This is a genomic window from Neobacillus sp. K501 (genome assembly GCF_053749995.1).
On sequence record NZ_JBSLYA010000001.1, the window covers coordinates 640951 to 663138 of the forward strand.

General features: G+C 37.0%; 24 protein-coding genes. 6 read left to right on the top strand and 18 right to left on the bottom strand.

All coding sequences use genetic code 11. The features are described from left to right. Window positions 1-3 precede the first annotated feature (3 nt). The 4 genes from spoVAD to ACWM35_RS03175 all read right to left on the bottom strand — a co-directional run bounded on the left by spoVAD (window position 4) and on the right by ACWM35_RS03175 (window position 2684). Window positions 4-1029 (bottom strand): stage V sporulation protein AD, encoded by a 1026-nt coding sequence (gene spoVAD / locus ACWM35_RS03160; RefSeq protein WP_454815392.1) that lies wholly within the window; start codon window positions 1027-1029, stop codon window positions 4-6. Continuing rightward, window positions 1030-1506: a stage V sporulation protein AC gene (gene spoVAC, locus ACWM35_RS03165; RefSeq protein WP_454815394.1), complete on the bottom strand. Its 477-nt coding sequence runs from the start codon at window positions 1504-1506 to the stop codon at window positions 1030-1032. Between the two features lie 16 nt (window positions 1507-1522). Next, the gene (locus tag ACWM35_RS03170) at window positions 1523-1990 is read right to left on the bottom strand and encodes a YhcN/YlaJ family sporulation lipoprotein (protein ID WP_454815396.1); all 468 of its coding nucleotides are present in this window, start codon (window positions 1988-1990) and stop codon (window positions 1523-1525) included. A gap of 337 nt (window positions 1991-2327) precedes the next feature. Then, window positions 2328-2684, bottom strand: coding sequence for a DUF1360 domain-containing protein (locus ACWM35_RS03175; protein ID WP_454815398.1), 357 nt, complete (start codon window positions 2682-2684; stop codon window positions 2328-2330). Window positions 2685-2810: 126 nt separating this feature from the next. Here ACWM35_RS03175 and ACWM35_RS03180 point away from each other — a divergent pair, with 126 nt between their 5' ends. Then, entirely contained in the window at window positions 2811-3317 is a 507-nt protein-coding gene (locus ACWM35_RS03180) for a CotY/CotZ family spore coat protein (protein ID WP_454815400.1), read from the top strand. A gap of 85 nt (window positions 3318-3402) precedes the next feature. Here ACWM35_RS03180 and ACWM35_RS03185 read toward each other — a convergent pair whose 3' ends face one another. From ACWM35_RS03185 to ACWM35_RS03195, 3 genes are all read right to left on the bottom strand, one after another. Further along, window positions 3403-3903 carry a CotO family spore coat protein gene (locus ACWM35_RS03185; RefSeq protein ID WP_454815402.1) on the bottom strand — a complete coding sequence of 167 codons (501 nt, stop codon included), beginning with the start codon at window positions 3901-3903 and terminating at the stop codon, window positions 3403-3405. A 118-nt stretch (window positions 3904-4021) separates the two neighbouring features. After that, complete coding sequence (gene fabI, locus ACWM35_RS03190) at window positions 4022-4792, bottom strand: enoyl-ACP reductase FabI (protein ID WP_454815404.1); 771 nt, start codon at window positions 4790-4792, stop codon at window positions 4022-4024. Between the two features lie 101 nt (window positions 4793-4893). After that, complete coding sequence (locus ACWM35_RS03195) at window positions 4894-6750, bottom strand: monovalent cation:proton antiporter family protein (RefSeq protein WP_454815406.1); 1857 nt, start codon at window positions 6748-6750, stop codon at window positions 4894-4896. Window positions 6751-6866: 116 nt separating this feature from the next. Between ACWM35_RS03195 and prpE the strand changes: the two genes are divergently transcribed. Continuing rightward, entirely contained in the window at window positions 6867-7607 is a 741-nt protein-coding gene (gene prpE, locus ACWM35_RS03200; protein WP_454815408.1) for a bis(5'-nucleosyl)-tetraphosphatase PrpE, read from the top strand. An 81-nt stretch (window positions 7608-7688) separates the two neighbouring features. Here the strand turns inward: prpE and ACWM35_RS03205 are convergent, their stop codons facing one another. The 4 genes from ACWM35_RS03205 to ACWM35_RS03220 are packed head-to-tail and all read right to left on the bottom strand — an operon-like array spanning window position 7689 to window position 10474. Further along, a complete protein-coding gene (locus ACWM35_RS03205) occupies window positions 7689-8588 on the bottom strand; it encodes an RluA family pseudouridine synthase (RefSeq protein WP_454815410.1) in 900 nt (299 codons plus the stop codon). A gap of 15 nt (window positions 8589-8603) precedes the next feature. Then, on the bottom strand, window positions 8604-9404 hold the full coding sequence (locus tag ACWM35_RS03210) for an NAD kinase (RefSeq protein ID WP_454815412.1): 801 nt from the start codon (window positions 9402-9404) through the stop codon (window positions 8604-8606). A 38-nt stretch (window positions 9405-9442) separates the two neighbouring features. Continuing rightward, the gene (locus ACWM35_RS03215) at window positions 9443-10081 is read right to left on the bottom strand and encodes a GTP pyrophosphokinase (protein WP_454815414.1); all 639 of its coding nucleotides are present in this window, start codon (window positions 10079-10081) and stop codon (window positions 9443-9445) included. Between the two features lie 33 nt (window positions 10082-10114). After that, entirely contained in the window at window positions 10115-10474 is a 360-nt protein-coding gene (locus tag ACWM35_RS03220) for a UPF0738 family protein (protein ID WP_454815416.1), read from the bottom strand. A gap of 118 nt (window positions 10475-10592) precedes the next feature. Here ACWM35_RS03220 and ACWM35_RS03225 point away from each other — a divergent pair, with 118 nt between their 5' ends. From ACWM35_RS03225 to ACWM35_RS03235, 3 genes are all read left to right on the top strand, one after another. Continuing rightward, window positions 10593-11183 carry a CYTH domain-containing protein gene (locus ACWM35_RS03225; protein ID WP_454815418.1) on the top strand — a complete coding sequence of 197 codons (591 nt, stop codon included), beginning with the start codon at window positions 10593-10595 and terminating at the stop codon, window positions 11181-11183. Between the two features lie 127 nt (window positions 11184-11310). Further along, window positions 11311-11718 carry a globin domain-containing protein gene (locus ACWM35_RS03230; RefSeq protein ID WP_454815420.1) on the top strand — a complete coding sequence of 136 codons (408 nt, stop codon included), beginning with the start codon at window positions 11311-11313 and terminating at the stop codon, window positions 11716-11718. 2 nt (window positions 11719-11720) lie between these two features. Continuing rightward, window positions 11721-12581, top strand: a complete 861-nt coding sequence (locus tag ACWM35_RS03235; RefSeq protein ID WP_454815826.1) for a ClpXP adapter SpxH family protein — start codon at window positions 11721-11723, stop codon at window positions 12579-12581. A 761-nt stretch (window positions 12582-13342) separates the two neighbouring features. On the opposite strand, the gene pepF is transcribed toward ACWM35_RS03235, so the two are convergent. From pepF to spxA, 5 genes are all read right to left on the bottom strand, one after another. Further along, window positions 13343-15160, bottom strand: coding sequence for an oligoendopeptidase F (gene pepF, locus ACWM35_RS03240; RefSeq protein ID WP_454815422.1), 1818 nt, complete (start codon window positions 15158-15160; stop codon window positions 13343-13345). Between the two features lie 131 nt (window positions 15161-15291). Continuing rightward, on the bottom strand, window positions 15292-16491 hold the full coding sequence (locus tag ACWM35_RS03245) for a competence protein CoiA family protein (RefSeq protein WP_454815424.1): 1200 nt from the start codon (window positions 16489-16491) through the stop codon (window positions 15292-15294). 94 nt (window positions 16492-16585) lie between these two features. Further along, window positions 16586-18097: a cardiolipin synthase gene (gene cls / locus ACWM35_RS03250; RefSeq protein ID WP_454815425.1), complete on the bottom strand. Its 1512-nt coding sequence runs from the start codon at window positions 18095-18097 to the stop codon at window positions 16586-16588. A gap of 69 nt (window positions 18098-18166) precedes the next feature. Then, window positions 18167-18838: an adaptor protein MecA gene (gene mecA / locus ACWM35_RS03255; RefSeq protein ID WP_454815427.1), complete on the bottom strand. Its 672-nt coding sequence runs from the start codon at window positions 18836-18838 to the stop codon at window positions 18167-18169. 296 nt (window positions 18839-19134) lie between these two features. After that, on the bottom strand, window positions 19135-19530 hold the full coding sequence (gene spxA, locus ACWM35_RS03260; RefSeq protein ID WP_454815429.1) for a transcriptional regulator SpxA: 396 nt from the start codon (window positions 19528-19530) through the stop codon (window positions 19135-19137). A gap of 430 nt (window positions 19531-19960) precedes the next feature. On the opposite strand from spxA, the gene ACWM35_RS03265 reads away from it, so the two are divergent. Beyond that, window positions 19961-20146 carry a hypothetical protein gene (locus ACWM35_RS03265; RefSeq protein WP_454815430.1) on the top strand — a complete coding sequence of 62 codons (186 nt, stop codon included), beginning with the start codon at window positions 19961-19963 and terminating at the stop codon, window positions 20144-20146. A 37-nt stretch (window positions 20147-20183) separates the two neighbouring features. Here the strand turns inward: ACWM35_RS03265 and ACWM35_RS03270 are convergent, their stop codons facing one another. Beyond that, window positions 20184-21125, bottom strand: a complete 942-nt coding sequence (locus ACWM35_RS03270; protein ID WP_454815432.1) for an ABC transporter ATP-binding protein — start codon at window positions 21123-21125, stop codon at window positions 20184-20186. Between the two features lie 23 nt (window positions 21126-21148). Then, complete coding sequence (locus ACWM35_RS03275) at window positions 21149-22183, bottom strand: ABC transporter ATP-binding protein (protein ID WP_454815434.1); 1035 nt, start codon at window positions 22181-22183, stop codon at window positions 21149-21151. Window positions 22184-22188 lie beyond the last annotated feature (5 nt).

The window sequence follows — 22188 nt, forward strand, 5'->3', positions numbered from 1 at the left end:
AAATTACCTCCCTTCTTCATTCATTTCGATTGCCACAGCATGCGCAATACATGGAATCGTTTCATTTTGCTGAAAGCTAAGGGGAGACAATAAAGCCCCTGTTGCGACAACTAAAATCCGCTTATATCTACCCTTTTTCATTTCGTTTAGTAAATGACCATACAAAACGGTTGCCGAGCAGCCAGCTCCACTTGCCCCAGCTTGTACGGGCTGATCATCCTTATAAATCAATAATCCACAATCTTGAAATTGTTTCCGCTCTAATTTAAGTCCACTTTTATTGATCAGCTCAAAGGCGGTATCATGACCGATTCTACCTAAGTCACCAGTGATAATTAAATCATAATAGGAAGGTTCTAACTCTAAATCGCGAAAATGGGCCATAATCGTATCGGCAGCAGCAGGCGCCATCGCCCCACCCATATTGAAGGGATCTGTTAAGCCCATATCTATTACTTTCCCAATCGTTGCTGATACGATTACGGGATTCTGTTTTGAAGGATCATTGGCTGTTACAAGTGCCACCCCCGCACCGGTAACAGTCCATTGTGCTGTTGGAGGCTTCTGTCCTCCATATTCAGTTGGATAACGAAATTGTTTTTCCGTGGCTGCATTATGACTGGAGGCGCCTGTTAGTATGTACTGAGCACCTTGGTAATTGATGACAAAGGAGGCAAGAGCCAGCCCTTCCATCGACGTGGAGCAGGCGCCAAACAATCCAAAATAGGGGATTTGCATTGTTCGCGCTGCAAAGCTAGTTGGTGTTATTTGATTAATCAAATCTCCAGCAAATAAAAATTGAACCGACTCCTTCTCGATTTTTGCTTTGGCTAATGTGGTTCTTATCGCCTCTTCAAGAAGGACTCGCTGCGCTTTTTCATAGGATTCCATCCCCATCCATAAATCTTCATGGAGGATATCAAAGTCATTGGCTAAATTTCCGTTTGCTTCAAAGGGGCCACCGGAAACACCTGTTGCTGTTATCATTGGCCGGTTATGAAATACCCAGGATTGATGACCTTTTAACAATTACAATACCCCCCACATTTTCAGTAACGTTTTTATTAAAGCCACAACAAAGGCAGAGAATACTCCAAAAAGAATCACTGATCCAGCAAGCTTAAACATATTCCCGCCAACACCTAGTACAAATCCTTCTGTCCGGTGCTCGATTGCTGCTGAAATAACAGCGTTTCCAAAACCGGTGACAGGCACCGCACTCCCCGCTCCTGCAAATTGTCCGAGGCGGTCATAAATTCCAAATCCTGTGAGTAGCATCGATAAAAATACCATCGTTGCTACCGTTGGATTGCCGACATTTTGCTCGGTAAAGTCAAAAAAGTAAATGTAAAAATAACTAATAGCTTGGCCTATAACACATATTAAGCCACCTACCCAAAAAGCTTTAATACAGTTTTTAAGAACAGGTCGTTTTAGTTCATGTTTTTGCTGAAGCTGTTGATACTTCTGTTGTTGGGGATTCATCTTCTCTTTCTTGCTCGCCATCACCCTTCATCCTTTCCTACTTCATATCGGTCGTCATTTTAATAATTTCGCTGAAGCGCTTCTCAGCCTGCTGATCGGAAAGTTTACCATTTTTCATTCTTTCAGACAGCCGGACAGCTTCAAGAAATATTTTATAATCACTTGAGACCACGAATTTTTCTTTTGGATATTTATCCTCGAGGATTTTGGTGAGATTTTTTTCGATATCTTTCATTCTAAAACGCTGCATATGCTTCACTTTATAAACTACAAGTGTTTCTTCCTTCCCCTTCACAATCGAAGCATCGTAAATTTCATCAAAAGCATTCACCTCTTTTTCAATTTTTTCCACTCGGTCATGACTTCTATCTTGATCGGTCATTATTGGGTTGGGATTTGTCGTCTTCATAAGTGCCAATTGGCTATCCTTTAGATTTTCGTCGTGACTGCATGCACTCAATAACATAATACATACCATAATAATCATTCGATTGTATAAACCCATCTTTTTCCCGTCCCTTGTCGATGATTTAACTATTCCTAAAAGATAGTTTTTTCGACATCAGCAAAAATTATGACTGGAAAGTACGAACTTTTGTAAGACATGATAAAAAAATAATGAAAGCTGCCAGAATTACCTGACAGCTTTTTCATCATCTCTGGGTCTTTTTACCGCAGCCACAGCCATTTTTCTTAGCTGGTCTATTTTTCTGAGAAGGTCTACTTACCTGTGAATTCTTCTTCTCTCGATTCATCTTTTTACTTCACTCCTAAATCATATTTAAGCTACTTATACAATATGAAAAAGAAAAAAACTTGTCTCAACGAACAACTAGTTTTCTTTAATTATCCATCCATAATTGTACGAGGGACTCCACGATAGCCGCTAAACCAGCAATCGCAAATACTAAAATGATCGGCGACATAATAGTGGGAAGTAAATAATATCCAGCTGTTAGCCCGGCTGCCACCCAAACACCGGTACACCAATAGCAACTAAGTAAAGTACCCATAAATTTTTTTAGCGGAGTCGATTTTGGCATGAAATATATCTCTGTATGACCATTTTCATTTTCCTCTTCGACTTCATCGAAAAAAGGAGTACGAATAAACTCAGTTATCTTGTCAAAAACAATTAGCCTTGTCACTCTGAAGCAGGCTAATGCCAATATAATAAATTCAAAAAAATTTATCGCCATTCAATCCCTGTCCTTTCCTCTATATATGCCTAATTTTGGTAAATAAGGCGTTTGTCCGTTACTCAAAAGGACCTGCTTAAATATGTTATTAATGTAAGATATATATCACGATAGGAGGAGTATTTAATGGGTTGTGGCAGAAATAGCGACGATTTTCGTGGCGACAGCTGTATTTGTGAAGTTGTAAGGGCAATTAAGGATATTCAGGATAATGCTGTAGATGATGAGTGCGTAGATTGTCCTAGTTGTTTTATGGAACCGCTTGGCACTTTAGTTTCACCGGCAAGGAGAGATATGCCAGATACTCGTGTATTTTTATTAAAAACTTCAGATGGCTCACCTTTCCACGCGTTTTTTAACGGCGAAAATAATGCATGTGTATCCATCTACTTCCGCGTTGAAGATGTATTCGATAACTGCTGTGCAACGCTCCGGGTCCTAATTCCAGGCCGTAGAGAAGGTGGAAACTTTGTTCCAGTAAACCTAGTTGGTGGAGATAAATGCTGTATCGACCTATCAAGAGTTTGCCAGGTTGATCGTTTCCGTGCCAGCAATGACTGTATCACTGTTGACTTAAGATGCTTCTGTGCAATACAATGTATTGCCGATGTTGACCTTGGACTTTGTGATTAAGCGAAAAGGGAAAAACTCATAGCCTATGGATAAACTAGACTATGAAAGAAATGAGCCAGTCGAACACCCGGCTGGCTTTTTTATTTCATCTTCTTATCCCAATCATCATGATATCTTTTAATTCATTAACAGGAATTATCTCCGTTGTTTGATTAGGAAATTGGACTGTTATCTCATCTTCATTATATTCGAGTAAATATCCTTGATAATTCTCTTCCTCCGTATAAAAAACGCATGGAACAGGCGGCAGGACACTTGGGAAATTAGCAAGATACTCTAAACGCTCATGTAAATTCATTTCCTTAAAACCTTTGACCCGATTAAATTTACGATGAGAATCGTGCTTTTTATCAGGTGTGGAATCCTTTTTAGTTTCCATCCTATTTATCTCTTTAGGTTTCTCCGTTTTCGCTAATGAGACTTCAAAGCCTTTTTTCTTTTTAACCTCTTCCACTTGTGGCGGTTCTTCCATAGGCAGCTGACGTGCTTGCCTGCTTGAAAAGATTTCCTGCATATTATTGGACGGTTGGATTGAAAAAGGCTGTGAAATATATAGTAATGGTCCACGCTTTGTCTCTTTTTCCATGCACTCACCTCCATTTACATATTCCTACACTTTATATGTATGCATGGCGCCTATACACGTTCATTATCTTATAAAAAAAAGGAAGGTCCGCCCATCTAATAATGAGCGAATCTTCCTTTTATAAAATATGATAACCTGAATCAACGTGAATATTTTCACCGGTAATCCCACGGGAAAGATCACTGAAAAGGAAAAGGGCGGTGTCTCCTACTTCTTCTGTAGTTGTTGCTCTCCGCAAAGGTGCTTTTTCTTCAACTACTTTAGTAATCGAGTTAAAGTCTCCAACCCCTTTTGCAGATAATGTACGAATTGGACCAGCAGAGATGGAATTCACACGAATCCCTTCTTTTCCAAGATCTGCAGCTAGGTAGCGGACACTAGCATCAAGAGAAGCTTTGGCTACTCCCATAACATTGTAGTTAGGCAGAGCACGCTCTCCACCTAGGTATGTTAAAGTAACAATGCTGCCTCCTTCTGTCATTAAGCCTCTAGCTTCTTTAGCAACGGCAGTAAGTGAATAGGAACTAATATTGTGTGCTAACAAGAAGCCTTCTCTGGTAGTATTCATATATTCACCTTTTAGTTCTTCTTTGTTGGCAAAAGCAATACAATGTGCAATTCCGTGTATTGTTCCTACTGTTTCTTTAATACCAGCAAAGCATTTCGCAACCTCTTCATCACTTGTTACATCACATGGCAGGACAAGTGTACCCTCAGCTTCAAGAGATTCTGCCAATTCACGTACACTGCTTTCAAGCCTTTCACCAGCATAAGTAAAAATTAATCGGGCTCCAGCATTATGCAGTGAACGGGCAATCCCCCATGCAATACTGCGTTTATTCGCAACACCCATAACGACATATGTTTTTCCAGCTAAAGAAAGATTCATTTTTAGAACGTCCTCCTATTAATACATGTTATTAGTTATTAGTACTTGGTACTAATTTTACACTATTCCTTTAAAATTGAAAAGTATGTGACAATTTATCCTCAGTATTTACAAAATTCCAGTTCTCTTTTCAACTCGTTCACATACTCCTTTGAACCCGTTACGATTAAGCGGTCGTTCAACATAAGCTCTGTATCGCCATGAGGAATCAGTGAATCCTTACCGCGAAAAATCCGCACAAAGATAACATCGCCTGTAAACGGGAATCTTCTTAACGTCATTCCATCGAAATGTTCATTTAACATGTTAATTTCGAACAAAGCTGTTTCTTGATTCGTTAAGATATTGATAATACTTGGTGATTCTATTAGAGCACGTAATAATGCTTTTGTTGAATGAAAGGTCGAAAATACCTCTATATTATGTTTTCGTAAGTTTTCTTCAATTTCTGGCGACTCAATCCTTGAAATGACCCGTGCTACTCCTTTTTCTTTACAAGCAATGGCGAGTACAGCATTTATATCTTGATCGCCCGTTGAAATAATAACAATATCTGATTGAAAGATCTCTGTTTTTTCTAGTTCCTCAACAGAATAATCATTGATTTCAATAATGTCGAATACAGAATTGGCAATTTGTTTTTCTGATTTCTCCACTTTTTTATGAAACAAAACTGGTTCATATAAACCCGATTTAAGTTCCCTTGAAACAGAGAGTGTCGTTTGATTAGCTCCCAGGAATGCAACCTTTACTTTTCTTTCTACCGCTGCTTCTTTTGGGAACCATTTCTTAAAAGCGATTGGTGTCACAATGGATGTGATGACCGCAACGAGTATTAATGTCCCGCTCATTTCATTGGTAATAACCTCCATTCTTTCACCAATCGTTGCTGCTGCAATAACTAAAGACAGCGTAGAAGTTAGTAAGAAGCCCGACGCCAAAACTGTTTTGGTATCATACCATCTTTTCAACAGATATACAGGGATCATTTTTGATAAAAACAAACCTAATAATAAGAACGGTATAAGCATCAAAAGCTTCTTATCTGCAAACAGCGACCATACATCAAGGTCGACTCCTACCATCACAAAAAATATTGGTATTAGAAAACCATACCCAAAGGAATCAAGCTTATGTACAAGTTCCTGATTGGGTGACAATAAGGAAACAAGTACCCCCGCGAGGAAAGCTCCAAGAATATTTTCAGCACCTACCGTTTCAGAAAGCCCCACTAGGACAATGATTAAAGTAAGTACCGCTCTTGTTCCAATTTGGACAGTTCCTTTCGATAATGATTCTAATAGTGGGCGATTTTTAAATCGTTTACCAACAAAATAAAGAATGACTCCAGCTACAAAAAGAATGATTAATAACCAAATATTTTTTGATTCAGGGTCATAGAACGAAACAAAGATAGCTAAAAGAATCATTGTAACTAAATCAGCAATAACGGCAACTAATAGTATGATCTGACCAATATTTGTCTTCATTAAATGTGCTTCTTTTAATGTAGGAACAACAACACCTAAGGAGATTGTTGAAATAATCAAAGTCATTAAGAAGGCATTATCAATAAAACCAGCAAGGACAAACAAATAAGATAATCCAAGAGAAAAAATAAAGATTCCAGCAAAAATCAACGATGAAATTAGAAACGTATTAGGCTCCTGTTTCCCGTTCGGTAGGACACTTGGCTTCTTTCCGCCTGTAAAGGCTGAAAAATCAATTTCAAGACCACTTAAAAACATTAGAAATATAAATCCAAGGGTGGAAAGGGTGGAAAGCCACATATCTTCATGGACAACATTAAAGCCACTTTTCCCAATTACTAGCCCCATAATGATCTCAGCGACAACAACAGGCATAAAATTAAGTCTTAATCGATGAAGTAACAGGGGTGTAACAAAGGCAATAGTGACAACGATCAACAACGAAAAAACGGATGCATGATGTTCCAACTATATCATCCTCCTCTACAACTAAAAGATTTTTTTCATTAATGAAACTGTAGGCAAACAGATCTTTATAAAATATCAATAAAAAACCAAAAATATAAAAAAGGGGGTAAGATTTTATGAAAATTGATATTATTGGCGACATCCATGGCTGCTTACCAGAATTTGAAGCACTAACAAAAAAATGCGGTTATTATTGGGACAACGGGATTCCCGAGCATCCAGAAAATCGTGTTCTTGGCTTTGTCGGAGATTTAACTGACCGTGGTCCTGCCTCTCTTAAGGTAGCCGAAATTGTTTGGCGCCTCGTCATAGAACAAAAACAGGCTTACTACACTCCGGGTAACCATTGCAATAAACTATATCGTTATTTTCTTGGAAACAAAGTTCAGGAGACCCATGGTCTAGAAACAACCGTAGCGGAATATAAGTCATTATACAAACAGGAGCAGCAATCCATTCGTAATAAATTTATCGAACTTTATGAAAAATCACCATTGCATTTAGTATTAGACAAAAATAAATTAGTTATTGCACATGCAGGAATAAAAGAAGAATACATAGGTCAGACAAATGCAAAGGTGAAAACATTTGTCCTTTACGGAGACATTACTGGTGAAAAACATCCTGATGGTTCACCTGTAAGAAGGGATTGGGCTAAATCCTATCGTGGTGAACCGACGATTGTCTATGGGCACACTCCTGTTAGAGAACCTCGGGTCATCAATAATACATATAACATTGATACGGGTGCTGTTTTTGGAGGAAAGCTAACGGCATTAAGATATCCTGAAATGGAGATTGTTTCCGTAGACTCTACTATGCCATATATCGCTGAAAAATTTAAAGACTTTGCTTAAAAATCAGGAAAAATGTCACGAGACACTCTACAAATTTCCTAGGAAATCTACATATTTCGAAAAAACAGGCTCATCCCGAAATTACGGATGAGCCTGAATGATTTTGTTGATATCTTCTGGAAGCTGTGCAGAAAATTGCATATTCCTGTGATTAATCGGATGAATGAATTGGATATGTCTACAATGAAGGGCCTGTCGTTGGATTAAGGACCTGTCTCCTCCGTATAAATCATCACCAAGCAATGGATGTCCCAAAAACGACATATGGACACGAATTTGATGGGTTCTGCCTGTTTCGAGTTGCAGTTTTATATGCGCAAACTTCGAATATTGGTGTGTGAGCTGGTAGTGAGTACAAGCATATTGTCCATCACTTCGAACCTCTCGTTCTATAATACTGTCTTCTTTTCTCCCAATTGGCTCTTTAATTGTACCTCTAGCTTGCAGCAAAACGCCCTTTGCCAATGCTTCATATGTACGTTTTACCTTTCCACTTTTCTGCTGCATACTAAATAAATGATGAATATGTCGATGTTTGGCAATAAGAACAATGCCTGATGTATCACGATCTAAGCGTGTAACAATATGCGAGGTAGCTTTCACACCAATTTCTTTATAATAACCAACAAGTGCATTTGCCAGACTGCTATTAGGGTGTTCTCTTGAAGGGATCGTATTCATCCCCGGCGGCTTATTGACAACTAACAAGTATTCATCTTCAAAAATAATTTCAAGTGGTATGTTTTCTCCATTTACACCTGCACTAGGGGTCTCAGGTGGAAAGATTAAGGTTAAAAAATCACCCTTCTTTAACTTATAGTGGACATTTACTTCCTCGTTATTAACAAGGATCTGTCCACCTTTAAATTTAATATCAGTAAGAGCGGACCGTGATATTTCCTCTTCCTTAAGGAATTCCTTAATTAACCTTCCTTCATCCTTTATATCGATTTTCCATTGTAATTGAAAACGTGATAACATGGTTCTTTCCTCCGCTTAATCGGAATCTGAAATAAAAGAATCATGGACTCGTTTCCAGAAAGGAAAAGGCCGAAATCTGGCAAAGCGAATCTTTTCATCAGGAACTCTAAATTGAATCGATTTCACATCTTTATGTAAAAGAGTTAAATGATCAATCGTAACTTGGAAATCAACTCTATTTACCGGTTTTAACATGCATGTATGATGTGATGGAAGGATTAATGGTGAACCTACTGTACGAAACACACGATTATTAATCGATGCCATTTCTGCTACCTGAAGCGCTGAAATGGATGGGTGAATAATCGCCCCGCCAAGTGCCTTGTTATAAGCAGTACTGCCTGAAGGAGTTGAAACACATAGTCCATCACCACGAAACCTTTCAAAATGCTGTCCACGGATTTCTACATCCATGACCAATGTTCCTTCCACACTTTTTACAGTCGACTCATTTAAGGCAAGGTATCTTGACTCTTTTCCTGCATGCTGATAGCGGATGATAACCTCTAATAATGGATATTCAACTACTTGATAAGGGGTTTTCGCAATGGCAATAACAAGCTTCTCAATTTCTTCAGGTGTCCAATCCGCATAAAAACCAAGATGCCCTGTATGAATTCCCACAAAAGCCGTCTTTGCTAAACGGCTGCTATAGCGGTGAAAAGCATATAGGAGCGTACCATCTCCACCAATGGAAACGACAATATCAGGTTGATCCTCATCATATATAAGATCAAAATCGAGTAAATAGGTCCGCATCTTGTGCATTAGGATATTCGATTTCTGATCTCCTTTAGATGTAATGGCAAATTTCATCTTCATTTACTCCTTAATTCTTATTTACAAGGCACCGATTAACTTGTCTCTTCTTGCTTTAATTCTTTATTTTTTGTAAAAAAAGCCTGTGCATCTTGGATTTCACCGCGTATTAATGACATTTCCTCATCCAAACGGAATGCCGCTTCAGCAGCGCGCTGTAGCCTCATCTGTATATCACTTGGGAAAACGCCTTTATATTTATAATTTAGTGAATGTTCAATTGTTGCCCAAAAATTCATCGCCAATGTCCTAATTTGAATTTCAGCAAGGATTTTCTTTTCCCCATGAATCGTTTGTACTGGATAGCGAATGACAACATGGTATGACCGATAACCACTTGTCTTTTTATGAGAAATATAATCTCGTTCTTCGACAACTTCTAAATCATTGCGGCTTCTCAATAAACTGACCACATGATGAATGTCGTCTACAAATTGGCACATGATTCTCATCCCGGCAATATCTTGCATTTCCTCCTCTAACTTATCTAGAGGAATCCCCTTTTGATTGGCCTTATCAAGTATACTTGCTATTGGTTTAACTCTCCCCGTGACAAACTCTATTGGTGAATGGGTAGAATTAAGCTCAAATTGACCTCTCATCCCTTTTAATTTTACTTTTAGCTCATTAACAGCTTGTTTATATGGTGCTAAAAACTGGTCCCAATGCTTCATCATTCCACCTCTATGTAACTAACTAAATTATGACTAAAAAGTTTCCTCCACTTTTGTTACCATATCAACACCATAGTTACTATTTCCTCGAATGTTGCTAACAATATAGTCTAATTCTTCATAAAAATTGGTTAACTCTTTTTTGTTATCACCATCATGAATCCATACGGGCACCGGACGATCAAGCATAACTTTCAATTGCGGCCAAAAATCCTCTGGAATGACGATATAAATATAGTCGTGTTGATCCTCCATTAAATAAATAAAGGAAAAGTTTTCGGAGTCAACTAGTATTTGCTCACCTGGTGTCAACTCATTAATTGATTGGTTCGTCTGAAACAATAAGTTATTATCTGTTAATTCTGCATGAATAATTTCAATTTTTCTTTTCATCTTAATACCTCCAACTTCCACTATCCTATTTTAGCATAATCTATCCATTTCCCCCAAGAATTGCAGTTTAAATAGAAGCTAGGATAAAATACATATATGAGCGAAAGGAATGGGACAAATGTCTGAGATGATAGAAATTGAATTTAAAAATATGCTTACTATAAGCGAATATGAACGGTTCTTACAAATATTCAAAATTGCCCCTGAGCAAATCTTTACACAAGAAAACCATTATTTTGATACAGCAGATTTTACTTTAAAAAAATTTAAATCCGCTCTTCGTATAAGACAAAAAGCGGATGATTATGAATTAACCTTAAAGCAACCTGCAAATGTTGGCCTTCTTGAAACAACACAAATTCTAACATTAGATGAATATATCACCGCCCTTCAGAACGGTCCTCTGCCTAAAGGAATCGTTTCTAATCGAATCACAGAGTTAGGTATCCCGATCGATCAGGTAGAGTATTTTGGATCATTAACAACAAACAGGGTTGAATTTTTATATAAAAACGGGCTATTGGTTTTAGATCATAGCTTTTATTTAAATAAAGATGACTATGAATTAGAGTATGAAGTGGAAAACTATCAACTCGGTAAGCAAATATTCCTAGAACTTCTTAAACAATATGATATTCCAATCCGGCCAACTAAAAATAAAATACGTCGTTTTTACGAACAAAAATACTTAAATGATGCTTCAAAATAAAACGCTTTTAAGCAAAAAATAATGTATGTCTTTAAAAAATTACTATTTTCTAAGCGGTTTATTTGAGATATGAAAAATCCATTGCTAAAATTAGGATACAAACAACAAAATTTGAGGAGTTGTCAACATGATTGAGAAAAAGCCTACACCTTTTGAGGCAATTGGCGAAGAAACCCTGCACCGCCTTGTCGATAATTTTTATGAACTGGTTGCACAACATCCCGATCTTGCCCCAATATTTCCAAATGACTTTTCAGAAATTGCTCGAAAACAGAAGCAATTTTTAACACAATATTTAGGAGGACCTGCATTGTATACGGAAGAGCATGGTCACCCAATGATGCGTGCACGACACCTGCCCTTTCCAATTACACCGACAAGAGCAAAAGCATGGTTGTCTTGTATGACACAAGCAATGGACAAAACTGGACTTGAAGGCCTAATAAGAGATGAGTTTTATTCGCGATTGCTTCTCACTGCCCAGCATATGATAAATACGCCAGACAGCGAAGAATTACTAGGTGAAGATTCGTGACAATGAAAGACATGCATAGTACAAAACAGCAATGCAATAATGATAAAAAGCCAATTGAAATATATATGTTTATTGATCCAATATGCCCAGAGTGCTGGGCACTTGAGCCAATCTTAAAGAAATTGCAAATTGAATACGGGCGTTATTTTTCTCTAAAACATGTGCTTAGCGGTCGAATCACTCATTTAAATATAAGTAGTAAAAAGAACTTTGAAATAATTGCGGAATTGTGGGAGAAAACAGCAAGCAGATCAGGAATGTCTTGTGATGGAAGCTTATGGTTAGAGAACCCAGTGGCAACCCCGTATATTGCTTCGATTGCGATTAAAGCGGCGGAACTACAGGGTCGACGGGCAGGAATTCGCTTCCTGCGAAAACTTCAGGAAGTATTATTCTTAGATAAGCAAAATATTTCTCAAATCGATGTTCTAAAGGAATGTGCAATGAGTGTGGGAATAGATGTAGATGAATTTGAATCTGACCTTCTATCAGAAAGCGCAGCAAAAGCATTTCAGTGTGATTTAAAAATCACGGTAGAAATGGAGGTTCAAGAAACTCCTACACTTGTATTTTTCAATGAAAATGCTGAAGATGAAGGAATAAAAATCACTGGTTTTTACCCTTATGAGGTGTATGTTCAGATTTTAGAAGAAATGTTGTCTGATCAACCTGTTAAGGCCCAGCCGCCTTCTTTAGAAAATTTTATGAAATTTTTTAAATTCGTAGCTTCTAAGGAGATTGCGGTTGTTTATAACATGTCTATTTCTCAAGTCGAACGTGAAATGAAAAAACTACTTTTGCTTCAAAAAGTGGAACAGCTGCCAGCTAAATATGGGACTTTCTGGCGATATATACAAGATTAAGATTACCAGTTCTTATATGAATCTGGTTTTTCTTTTTATCAAAAAACGAAAAGACCTTGCATTTGCAAGGTCTTTTTCTATAAATACGAACAAAGGGGATGGGAGAAATTTTTCACGGTCAAACAAAGGGGTATATGTTTGTTGTGATCAACTTCACGTATAAAATATATCATGTGATTGGGTCTATTGGCAATTAGTTTGTGTGTTATTTCACATTATTGTCAAATTATCATATTATTAGCATCTCATTAATAAACTAGTGGTAAATTCTATTATTAATTGTGTTAAAGGTGGGGTATTCTGTGGTAAGCAAATTGCCTTTCTTTCTAATGGTGCTCTTTTTTGCTGGTGCTTTTTTTCTCCATATTCTTGCCCTAATGAAAATCTTCCCGTTGTTCATAAGTATTCCCCTATTATTTGTTTCAATCTTTATATTATTGTTCTCTATGAATGATCGGAAAAAGTTCAAAGGATTTTAATTCGAAAAGCGGAAGCGCCTCGTTCAGGGTCGACAGGCATAAGACGAGCAGGCGAGAAGGTTGTTCTTTAACCTTTTTGACGGATTGATCGAAAAGTGGAGGTGACTGCTCTGGGACGAAGGCGTAAGACGACCACTGCAAGAAGGCGCTTTTTGCCTTCTTCAGGGGCGGCTTACGACTCGAGTCCCAAGGAGCCGGAACTAGACACTCTTATGACTTCGAGCCCCTAGGCGCTGGAGCTAGACAAAAAAGGATGACTGTTTTAGCAGTCATCCTTTTTTGTTACGATAATAACAGTTCTAGTTCATTGAGCTTTTCTTCAAATACTTTACACGCATTTCTAATTGGCTCAGCGCTTGTCATATCAACTCCGGCCTTCTTCAAGACTTCAATTGGATAGTCAGAGCTTCCCGCACTTAGGAAATCAATATAGCGTTTGACAGCCGGTTCGCCCTCCTCTAAAATCTGTTTGCTTAAAGCAGTGGCTGCACTAAAGCCGGTAGCGTATTGATATACATAATAATTGTAATAGAAATGCGGAATTCTAGACCATTCTAGACCGATTTCGTCATCAATGATAATATCCTCTTCACCAAAATACTTTTTATTTAAGGCATAGTATTCATTTGTTAATAATTCAGCCGTTAATGCCTCATTATTTTGAGCCTTTTGATGAATCAGGTGTTCATATTCTGCAAACATCGTTTGCCGGAAAACGGTACCGCGGAATCCTTCTAAATAATGATTTAATAAATAAATTCGTTTTTGCTCATCATCAATCGTTTTTAATAAATAATCATTTAATAATGCCTCATTACATGTCGAAGCAACCTCAGCTACAAAAATAGAGTAGTTTCCATATGGATAAGGCTGATTTTTCCTTGTGTAATAACTATGGACGGAATGACCAAATTCATGGGCAAGCGTGAATAAGTTATTAACATTATCCTGCCAGTTCATGAGAATATAAGGATTCGTACCGTAAGCACCTGAAGAATAGGCCCCACTGCGCTTACCTTTATTTTCTTGGACATCCACCCAGCGGTTTTCAAAGCCCTCTTTTAAAATAGCCGTATACTCCTCACCTAATGGAGCTAATCCGTTAATGACAAAATCCTTTGCCTCGTTATAAGGAATGTCCATCTTCACATCTTTCACTAAAGGTGTGTACAAATCGTACATATGAAGTTCGTCTAGACCTAAAACCTTCTTACGCAGCTGTACATACCTGTGCAATAAATGAAGATTTTCATTGACCGTGTTTACTAAATTATCATAGACACTCTCAGGGATATTGTTTGCTGATAGTGCTGCGTGTCTTGCCGATTCATATTTTCTAATTCTTGCATTAAAATTATCCTTCTTCACATTCCCGCTTAAGGTGCTGGAGAAGGTATTTTTAAATTTTCCATATGTTTCATAAACTGCTTTAAAAGCATCCCTGCGCACACGCTGGTCAGAGCTTTCTAAGAAGCGGATGTAGCGACCGTGGGTGATCTCAACTTCCTCCCCATTTTCATCCTTAATGGAAGGAAACTTTAAATCAGCATTATTAAGCATACCAAATGTATTGCTGGAAGTGTCCATAACCTCACTAGCTTCTGCCAATAATGCTTCTTGTTCTTTTGAAAGTACATGTGGTCTTTGAAGATTAATTTCAGCGAGTGCTTGCTCATATAACTTTAGTTCTGGTTTCGTACCAAAAAATTCATTTATTTTACTTTCCTTAATCTCAAGAATTTCAGGAACAATAAATGCTAATTGACTGGCTGCTTGAGAATATAAATTCTTAATTTTATCATCTAATCCCTGGTAAAAAGAATTTGTCGTGTCCTGGTCATAGCGCATATGGGAATATGTATATAACTTACCAAGTCGTTCAAGGAGTTTATCCTGAAATTGCAGCGCGTTGTATAGTATATCCGCACTTTTACCAAGATTCCCTTCGAATTCTTTTATCCCGGGAATTTGATTCTTCACTTCTTGATATTCTTTTTCCCAATCCTGATCACTAGCAAAGATATCTTCTAATCTCCATGTTTCCTCGACAGGAATTTCATTTCTAGCAGGTAGTGTCTTTACCGCCGCTTCATTTGCCATTATTCCATCCTCCATTCAGGTTTTTCACAAACCGTAACAAGTTTACCTCTTTAATATTCTCCTTATCCTACATATTTCCTTTTATTTATTAACAATTTACCCCTTATATTATGCCCAAACCTAGCCTTTCATTATTTTTTCACAAGAATTTGATGAGAATATTTTTGGTCAAACAACCTCTTTTGCTCTTCTCGCTCCCTGTTAGATTTGGGAATGGTAAATCTTTTATTAAATTGAAAAATAAATTGCCCCTTTTGGCTGACCATCCCCATCTTCTCGAGCATTTGAAAATACTCTTCAACAAGAATATATGGTGAATCGTTTGAAATCTGCGGTAACGCTCTCATGATAATATCTTTTTTTCTCAATCTCTTATAGAAGATTCTTTCTGCATCCCTAAGATCGATATAATCATTAGGGAGTAAGTGCTGAATAAAATCCATATAAAGATAGGTCTGCCAAATAATTGTTGGTGTTTGGATAAGTAGTGAATGTCGGACGGGAAGGCCTATTTCAGGCGGGAGTAAGAACAGGTTAAGATGTTGAAGATATATTTCATGAAGAAATCGTTTTTGCTCCGGACTAGGTCGAATAGAACAGTTAAACTTGAACTTTTCCATCTCTTTATCCCATCCATTTAACCAATTTGGATTGGGTAAAATAGGATCGATGATATTAGGAACAGAGATATTATATAAGGGAAACTGAATATGGCTGGTAAATGTATTACGAATTGAATAGGGCAGGAAGGAACCAAAAATATGAAAAAGCTTTTTTTCGGGGCAATAGGATGGAAGGAAATACTGACCATTCGTTGACTTTCTTAAAAAAAAATAGTTGAAACTCGTAAGAGAAAGAACATTGCTCGTTTTCATTTTTAGTTGATTATTACCGATTACCCAGAGTGGAATATAATTTTGCAGAAAATAGGCGTTAGTTCTTTCTTGAAATAGCTCCTCAGATATCGGTGAACATTGATATTCTAAGGCGTATTTGTTCCCATTATGCCTGAACACAATGTCGGGCCTCTGTTGAATTTCCGCATCATAATATTCTAATGCAACTGGTATCCCTTGAGCTAACAGCCATTGATATAGCTGGCGTTTTCCTTCCAAATGGTAAACTGTTTCATTTTCATAAAAATCACGGCACACATGACCGCTCCGATGGGCAAAATGATAGATCCGCTGATTTCCTAATTTAAGCAATACAGCTTCTCCACAGATTGGGCAAAAAAATTCTTCTTTCTCTCGAAGCTTAACCAGCACCTCCTTCTTACAATCTAATCCAAGACAAATTGATTTTCCAGATTTTGTTTGTGCAGTAAGCAAAAGTAATGACACCTCCTTATGTTTACTAGTTTCGCCACCACTACTTAAAAATCCTTTTTCTGAAATAACAAAACTCGCCAGAGGCGAGTTATTATTATAAAAGCGGTGATAACAGTCTTGATGTTGATTCAAGTAGTCGCAGTCCTAAATGTCTTTTATTAAAGGTATTCAAATCCAGCTGATTTGCATACTGTAAGTCATTCAAATACTCAGTAACCAACTGTTGTGTACTTGTTGTCCGATATAGAAACGCATTTACTTCAAAGTTCAAATGAAAGCTTCGCATATCCATATTTGACGTTCCGATCGAGGCTAGCTCATAGTCAACAATAACGATTTTACTATGCATAAATCCACGCTCATATTCATACACTTTCACGCCTGCTTCCAAAAGCTCTGGAAAGTAGGAGCGTGATGCATGAAATACAATACGCTTATCCGGACGATTCGGAACGAGTAATCTCACATCCACGCCGCTTAAAGCGGCTACTTTTATGGCTGAAAAGATATCTTCATCAGGAATGAAGTAAGGAGAAGCAATCCAAACAGATTCCTTCGCAGAAGTAATCATGGCGAAAAAGATATTTTTGATAACACTCCATTCATTATCAGGACCACCAGCAATTAACTGAACACCACCATGATTGTCATCGTCGATTTGCGGAGATAAATACTCTGCTGTTAAGAAACTATGGTTGGTCATATAATACCAGTCCTGTAAAAAGATTAACTGCAGACTTCGAACAGCCTCTCCTCTTAACATCAAATGGGTATCACGCCAAAAACCATAATTTTGGTTTCTTCCTAAGTATTCATCGCCAATATTAAGTCCCCCAACAAAGCCAATTGTTCCGTCAATGACAATAATCTTCCTATGATTGCGGAAATTAAATTTATTATTAAGGAAAGGTAACCTTACCGGTCCAAAACAAACCGTTTCAATCCCCGCTCTTTTCAAATCATTAATATAGGCATCTGATAATTTCCAGGAGCCGACGGCATCGTATAAAAAACGAATTTTAACTCCTTGCACTGCCTTTTCAATGAGCAGCTTTTTTATTTCTTGTCCTATATCATCATGGCGAACGATGTAGTATTCCATATGTATATGATGTCTTGCTTTAGCTAACTGCTCAAGAATATGTTTAAACGTTTCCTCACCATTTGTTAATATCTTGGTGGAAGTATCAAAGGATATCGGACTATTCCCGAGCTTTTGTGCTAAAGCAAACATTCTTGCTTGATGCTCCCCCATAAGCTGAAGTTTCTCTTCACTGCGTGGATCATTCATACCTTCGACCGTTAAAAAAGCCTGTTTATCAAGGAAGTATTTCTTCCGATACATTTTTTCCTTTCGATAATTCCGACCAAAAAGCAAATAAAAGATAAAACCAATCAGTGGAAAACTCCCCAATACCACCAGCCAAGTAATAGTCTGTGTAGGATGACGATTCTCAAGAAAAATAACAAATCCAATAAATATTACAGATAGTGTGATTAACAGGCTAAGAAACCCAAAGAATCCACTATATAAATATTCTTTAAAGATAAACAGGAGGATAGCTAATGTAGATAAAAATATACCAATCCTTACTGTGTTTTTCAAATTCAACACCGCCAGTCTAATAAAGAAGTGTATGTAAAAAATACCGATTTCTTAAAGAAATCGGCATCTTTATTTAAAATGTTTTCTAACTTCAGCAAAGACATTTGTAGCAATTATTTGCTTTCCATACTCCTGGATACGATGAATCGTAAGTTGAGTTTCATATCCGTATTCAAGCAGGATACTCAATATATCATCGATTTCATCCTCGCCAAATAAATCCTCTGGAAACTCTGTATATAAATAGTATTTATTATCAAAATGATACAGTTTCGTAACTAACTCATCAAGTCCGCCGCGATTTGAAAGCATAATCACATCTTCAAAATCCTTAAAAGCGATTAAAAACTCTAAGGACTCTTCCTCAAGTAAAAGATCGTCATCATCAGAATGCTTAGGATTGAAATGATGATCAAGAATATCCTCAATGTTATCATCTACAGGAAGATCCTTAAATTTGTCACTAGGAATTGGGAGCTCAAACTTCTGTCCATCTTTTGATATTTGGGCTTTTGTAACTAGTACTTCCAATCCTTTTTCCAAAGCCTGAACTTGGATCCAAAGAGGACCCTCCACAACAAACTCCTCTTCTTGATGAACTTCATCCATCATTTCCCAAAAGAGTTCCTCGCTACGCTCACGATTGTACCAAATTTCCTCACGGTCAAACCCTCGTTCTTCTATGTCGCCATAAGAGATATAAAATTTTACAGTGTTCTCGTTTATACGTTCGATTTCCATCTTTCCCTCTCCCTTCCTTGCTCAAATTGAAGGGACTAAATACCCTCATGCAGACAATACAAAATTGTTTACCTGTGTATCGATCATGATTGAAAAAAGTAAACAATCCTTGTACTTATATTTTATGATAGAATTAAGAATTTGGGAAATAAATATCACCAATTATGCAAAAACGATTCATTTGCCTAATAATTAGATATTCCTTATATTGTAACAAAATGACAGCGAAATCTCAAATAATAATAAAATGAAGGAACAGAAAAAGCCCTCATTTTTATGAAGGCTTTATAAATAAATTAGTTCACCATACGTTGCGCTTCACGTAGTTGGTAAGTACGAACTCTTCTTGGAAGAAAACGACGAATTTCATCTTCATTATATCCAACCTGCAAACGCTTTTCATCAATAATAATTGGACGACGTAATAACCCAGGATTTGCTTTTATTAATTCAAATAAATCCTGAAGTGGCATAGAGTCTAAATTGACATCTAATTTTTGAAATGTCTTGGATCTTGTAGAAATAATCTCATCTGTCCCATCTTCAGTCATGCGCAAAATTTCTTTAATTTCTTCAATGGACAGTGGCTCTGAAAATATATTTCTTTCAGTATAAGGAATTTCATGTTCTTCTAACCATGACTTCGCTTTCCTGCATGATGTACAACTCGGTGAAGTGTATAATGTTACCATTCGTCTTCACACTCCTCTTTTATTTACGGCTGATAATATATCGTAGAATCTATAAATATTAGCATCATAATTAAAATTATTATAAATAAGTAATTTATATCATTGATTATACACCACTGTTTCTAAAAAAGGTATCCTTTTTTCAAAAATAGTTAATTATTCATATTTGTCATCTATCATTATATAAGACGAAAATAATACAAAAAGGTTTCATTTTTTATGAAATAAACTAAGGTTTTTTTAAAACTTTCTATTCTCAATTACTAGGTTTTAATGAAAACGCATACATTTATTTTCACTTTATCATATTCTGTCCAAATTAATTGTTTTTCCTCTTTCATTAACTATCGAGTTCTTTTAAAATAATAGTAGGGGATTTACAATGCATATCTTGTATATGGCTTTGCATTTTGATAATGGAGGGATTTTCATGGGTGGTTACATAATCGACTTATCCATTGTTGCATTACTAATTATCGGGATTACCGCACTAATGGGTGTTATGACAAACAGTTTCGGTGAAAATGTATTTGGCGGTAAAAGCCGTAAAGAATTTGTTAATCAAAGTGCCAGATTCCAAACTGGCTGGAAGAGTGTTGGCGGTAAGAAAAAGTAATGATAAAAAACGATCTCAAAAATTGAGATCGTTTTTTTTAATGTTTATATTGTTCTTGATGTTGTTTAAATTCTTTTTCTGAACAAAGAACAAAATGGCCTGGAGCTACTTCCCTGAATTCAACCGACTCATTAGATTGATAATTATGACTAGCAGGGTCATAGGCTTTACGTCTACGAGTCCGCTCACTGATTGGATCTGGAGTTGGGATCGCAGATAATAATGATTGCGTATAAGGATGCAACGGATTCTTATATAATTCCTCTGCTGGTGCAAGCTCGACCATTTTACCGAAATACATTACACCAATTCGATCACTGATATATTTCACCATAGAAAGGTCATGGGCAATAAATAAGTAGGTTAAACCCTTTTCTTCTTGCAGCTTTTTCATTAGGTTAACAACCTGCGCTTGAATCGATACATCCAATGCAGAGATTGGTTCATCAGCAATAATAAATTCAGGTTCCACTGCTAATGCACGGGCAATCCCAATCCGCTGTCGTTGACCGCCAGAGAACTCATGTGGATACCGGTTTGCATGTTCTTTATTTAACCCTACAGTTTCTAGTAAATCATAAACTCTTTGCATCCGCTGTTCTTTGGTTTTGGCTAGTCCATGAATATCAATCCCCTCAGCAATTACGTCAGAGACCTTCATTCTTGGATTTAAAGATGCATAAGGGTCTTGGAATATCATTTGCATTTTTCGATTGAAAGTTTTCAATTCATCTTTTGATTTTTTTCCGTGAACATTTACCCCATCGTATATTACTTCTCCATCCGTTGCATTATACAGACGAATAATTGTACGGCCTGTTGTTGATTTTCCACAGCCAGATTCTCCAACAAGTCCAACTGTTTCACCTTGATAGATATCAAAGGAGACTCCATCAACTGCTTTCACTTCATTAACTTTTCCAACATTAAAATGTTGTTTTAGATTTTTAATCTCAAGCAGTTTTTTTCTCTTTTCCATTTTTGATTAACCTCCTTTAATGTTTATTTAGACCCCGTGAACTGGTGCATTCTTTTTTGTACTGCAGCAGGAGGCTCTACTTTTGGAGCATCTGGATGCAACAACCATGTTGCAGCATAATGGGTTTCAGAAACTTTAAACATCGGAGGTTCCTGTTCCAAGTCAATTTTCATAGCAAACTCATTACGAGGTGCAAATGCATCTCCTTTTGGCGGATTCAGTAAATCTGGAGGTGAACCAGGAATAGCATAAAGCTCCGTTTCTTTTGTATCCATATCAGGCATCGAACTAATTAATCCCCAAGTATACGGATGCTTCGGATTATAGAAAATTTCATCTACGGTTCCAATCTCCACTATTTTGCCTCCATACATAACCGCTACACGGTCTGCCACGTTAGCAACTACCCCTAAATCATGGGTAATAAAGATAATTGACGTATCAATTTTCTTTTGAAGATCCTTCATAAGTTCTAATATTTGCGCTTGTATCGTAACATCTAGTGCCGTAGTTGGCTCATCAGCAATCAATACTTTGGGATTACACGCTAATGCAATCGCAATTACAACCCTTTGTCTCATCCCGCCAGAAAACTGATGAGGATATTGTTTAAAACGCTCTTCTGGTCTTGGAATACCTACTAATCGAAGAATATCAATTGCTTTACCTTTAGCTTCAGCCTTAGATAATTTTTGGTGTTTGATAATAGGCTCCATAATTTGTTTTCCAATGGTCATTGTTGGATTTAGTGAGGTCATTGGATCCTGAAAAATCATTGAAATTTCTTTACCACGAATCTTTTGCATTTCTTTATCTGTTAATTTTGCTAAATCTTTACCATCAAATAGTATCTGACCTGACTTAATTTCTGAATTACTCTCTGGTAGTAGACGCATAATGGCTTTTGTTGTAACAGATTTACCTGAACCTGATTCACCAACAATGGCCAAAGTCTCGCCCTTTTTTAATTGAAAGTTTGCCCCTCGAATGGCTTTAACCTCACCAGCAAATGTGTGGAAGGAAATGTTCAAGTCTTTCACTTCTAGAATATTTTCCATTATCA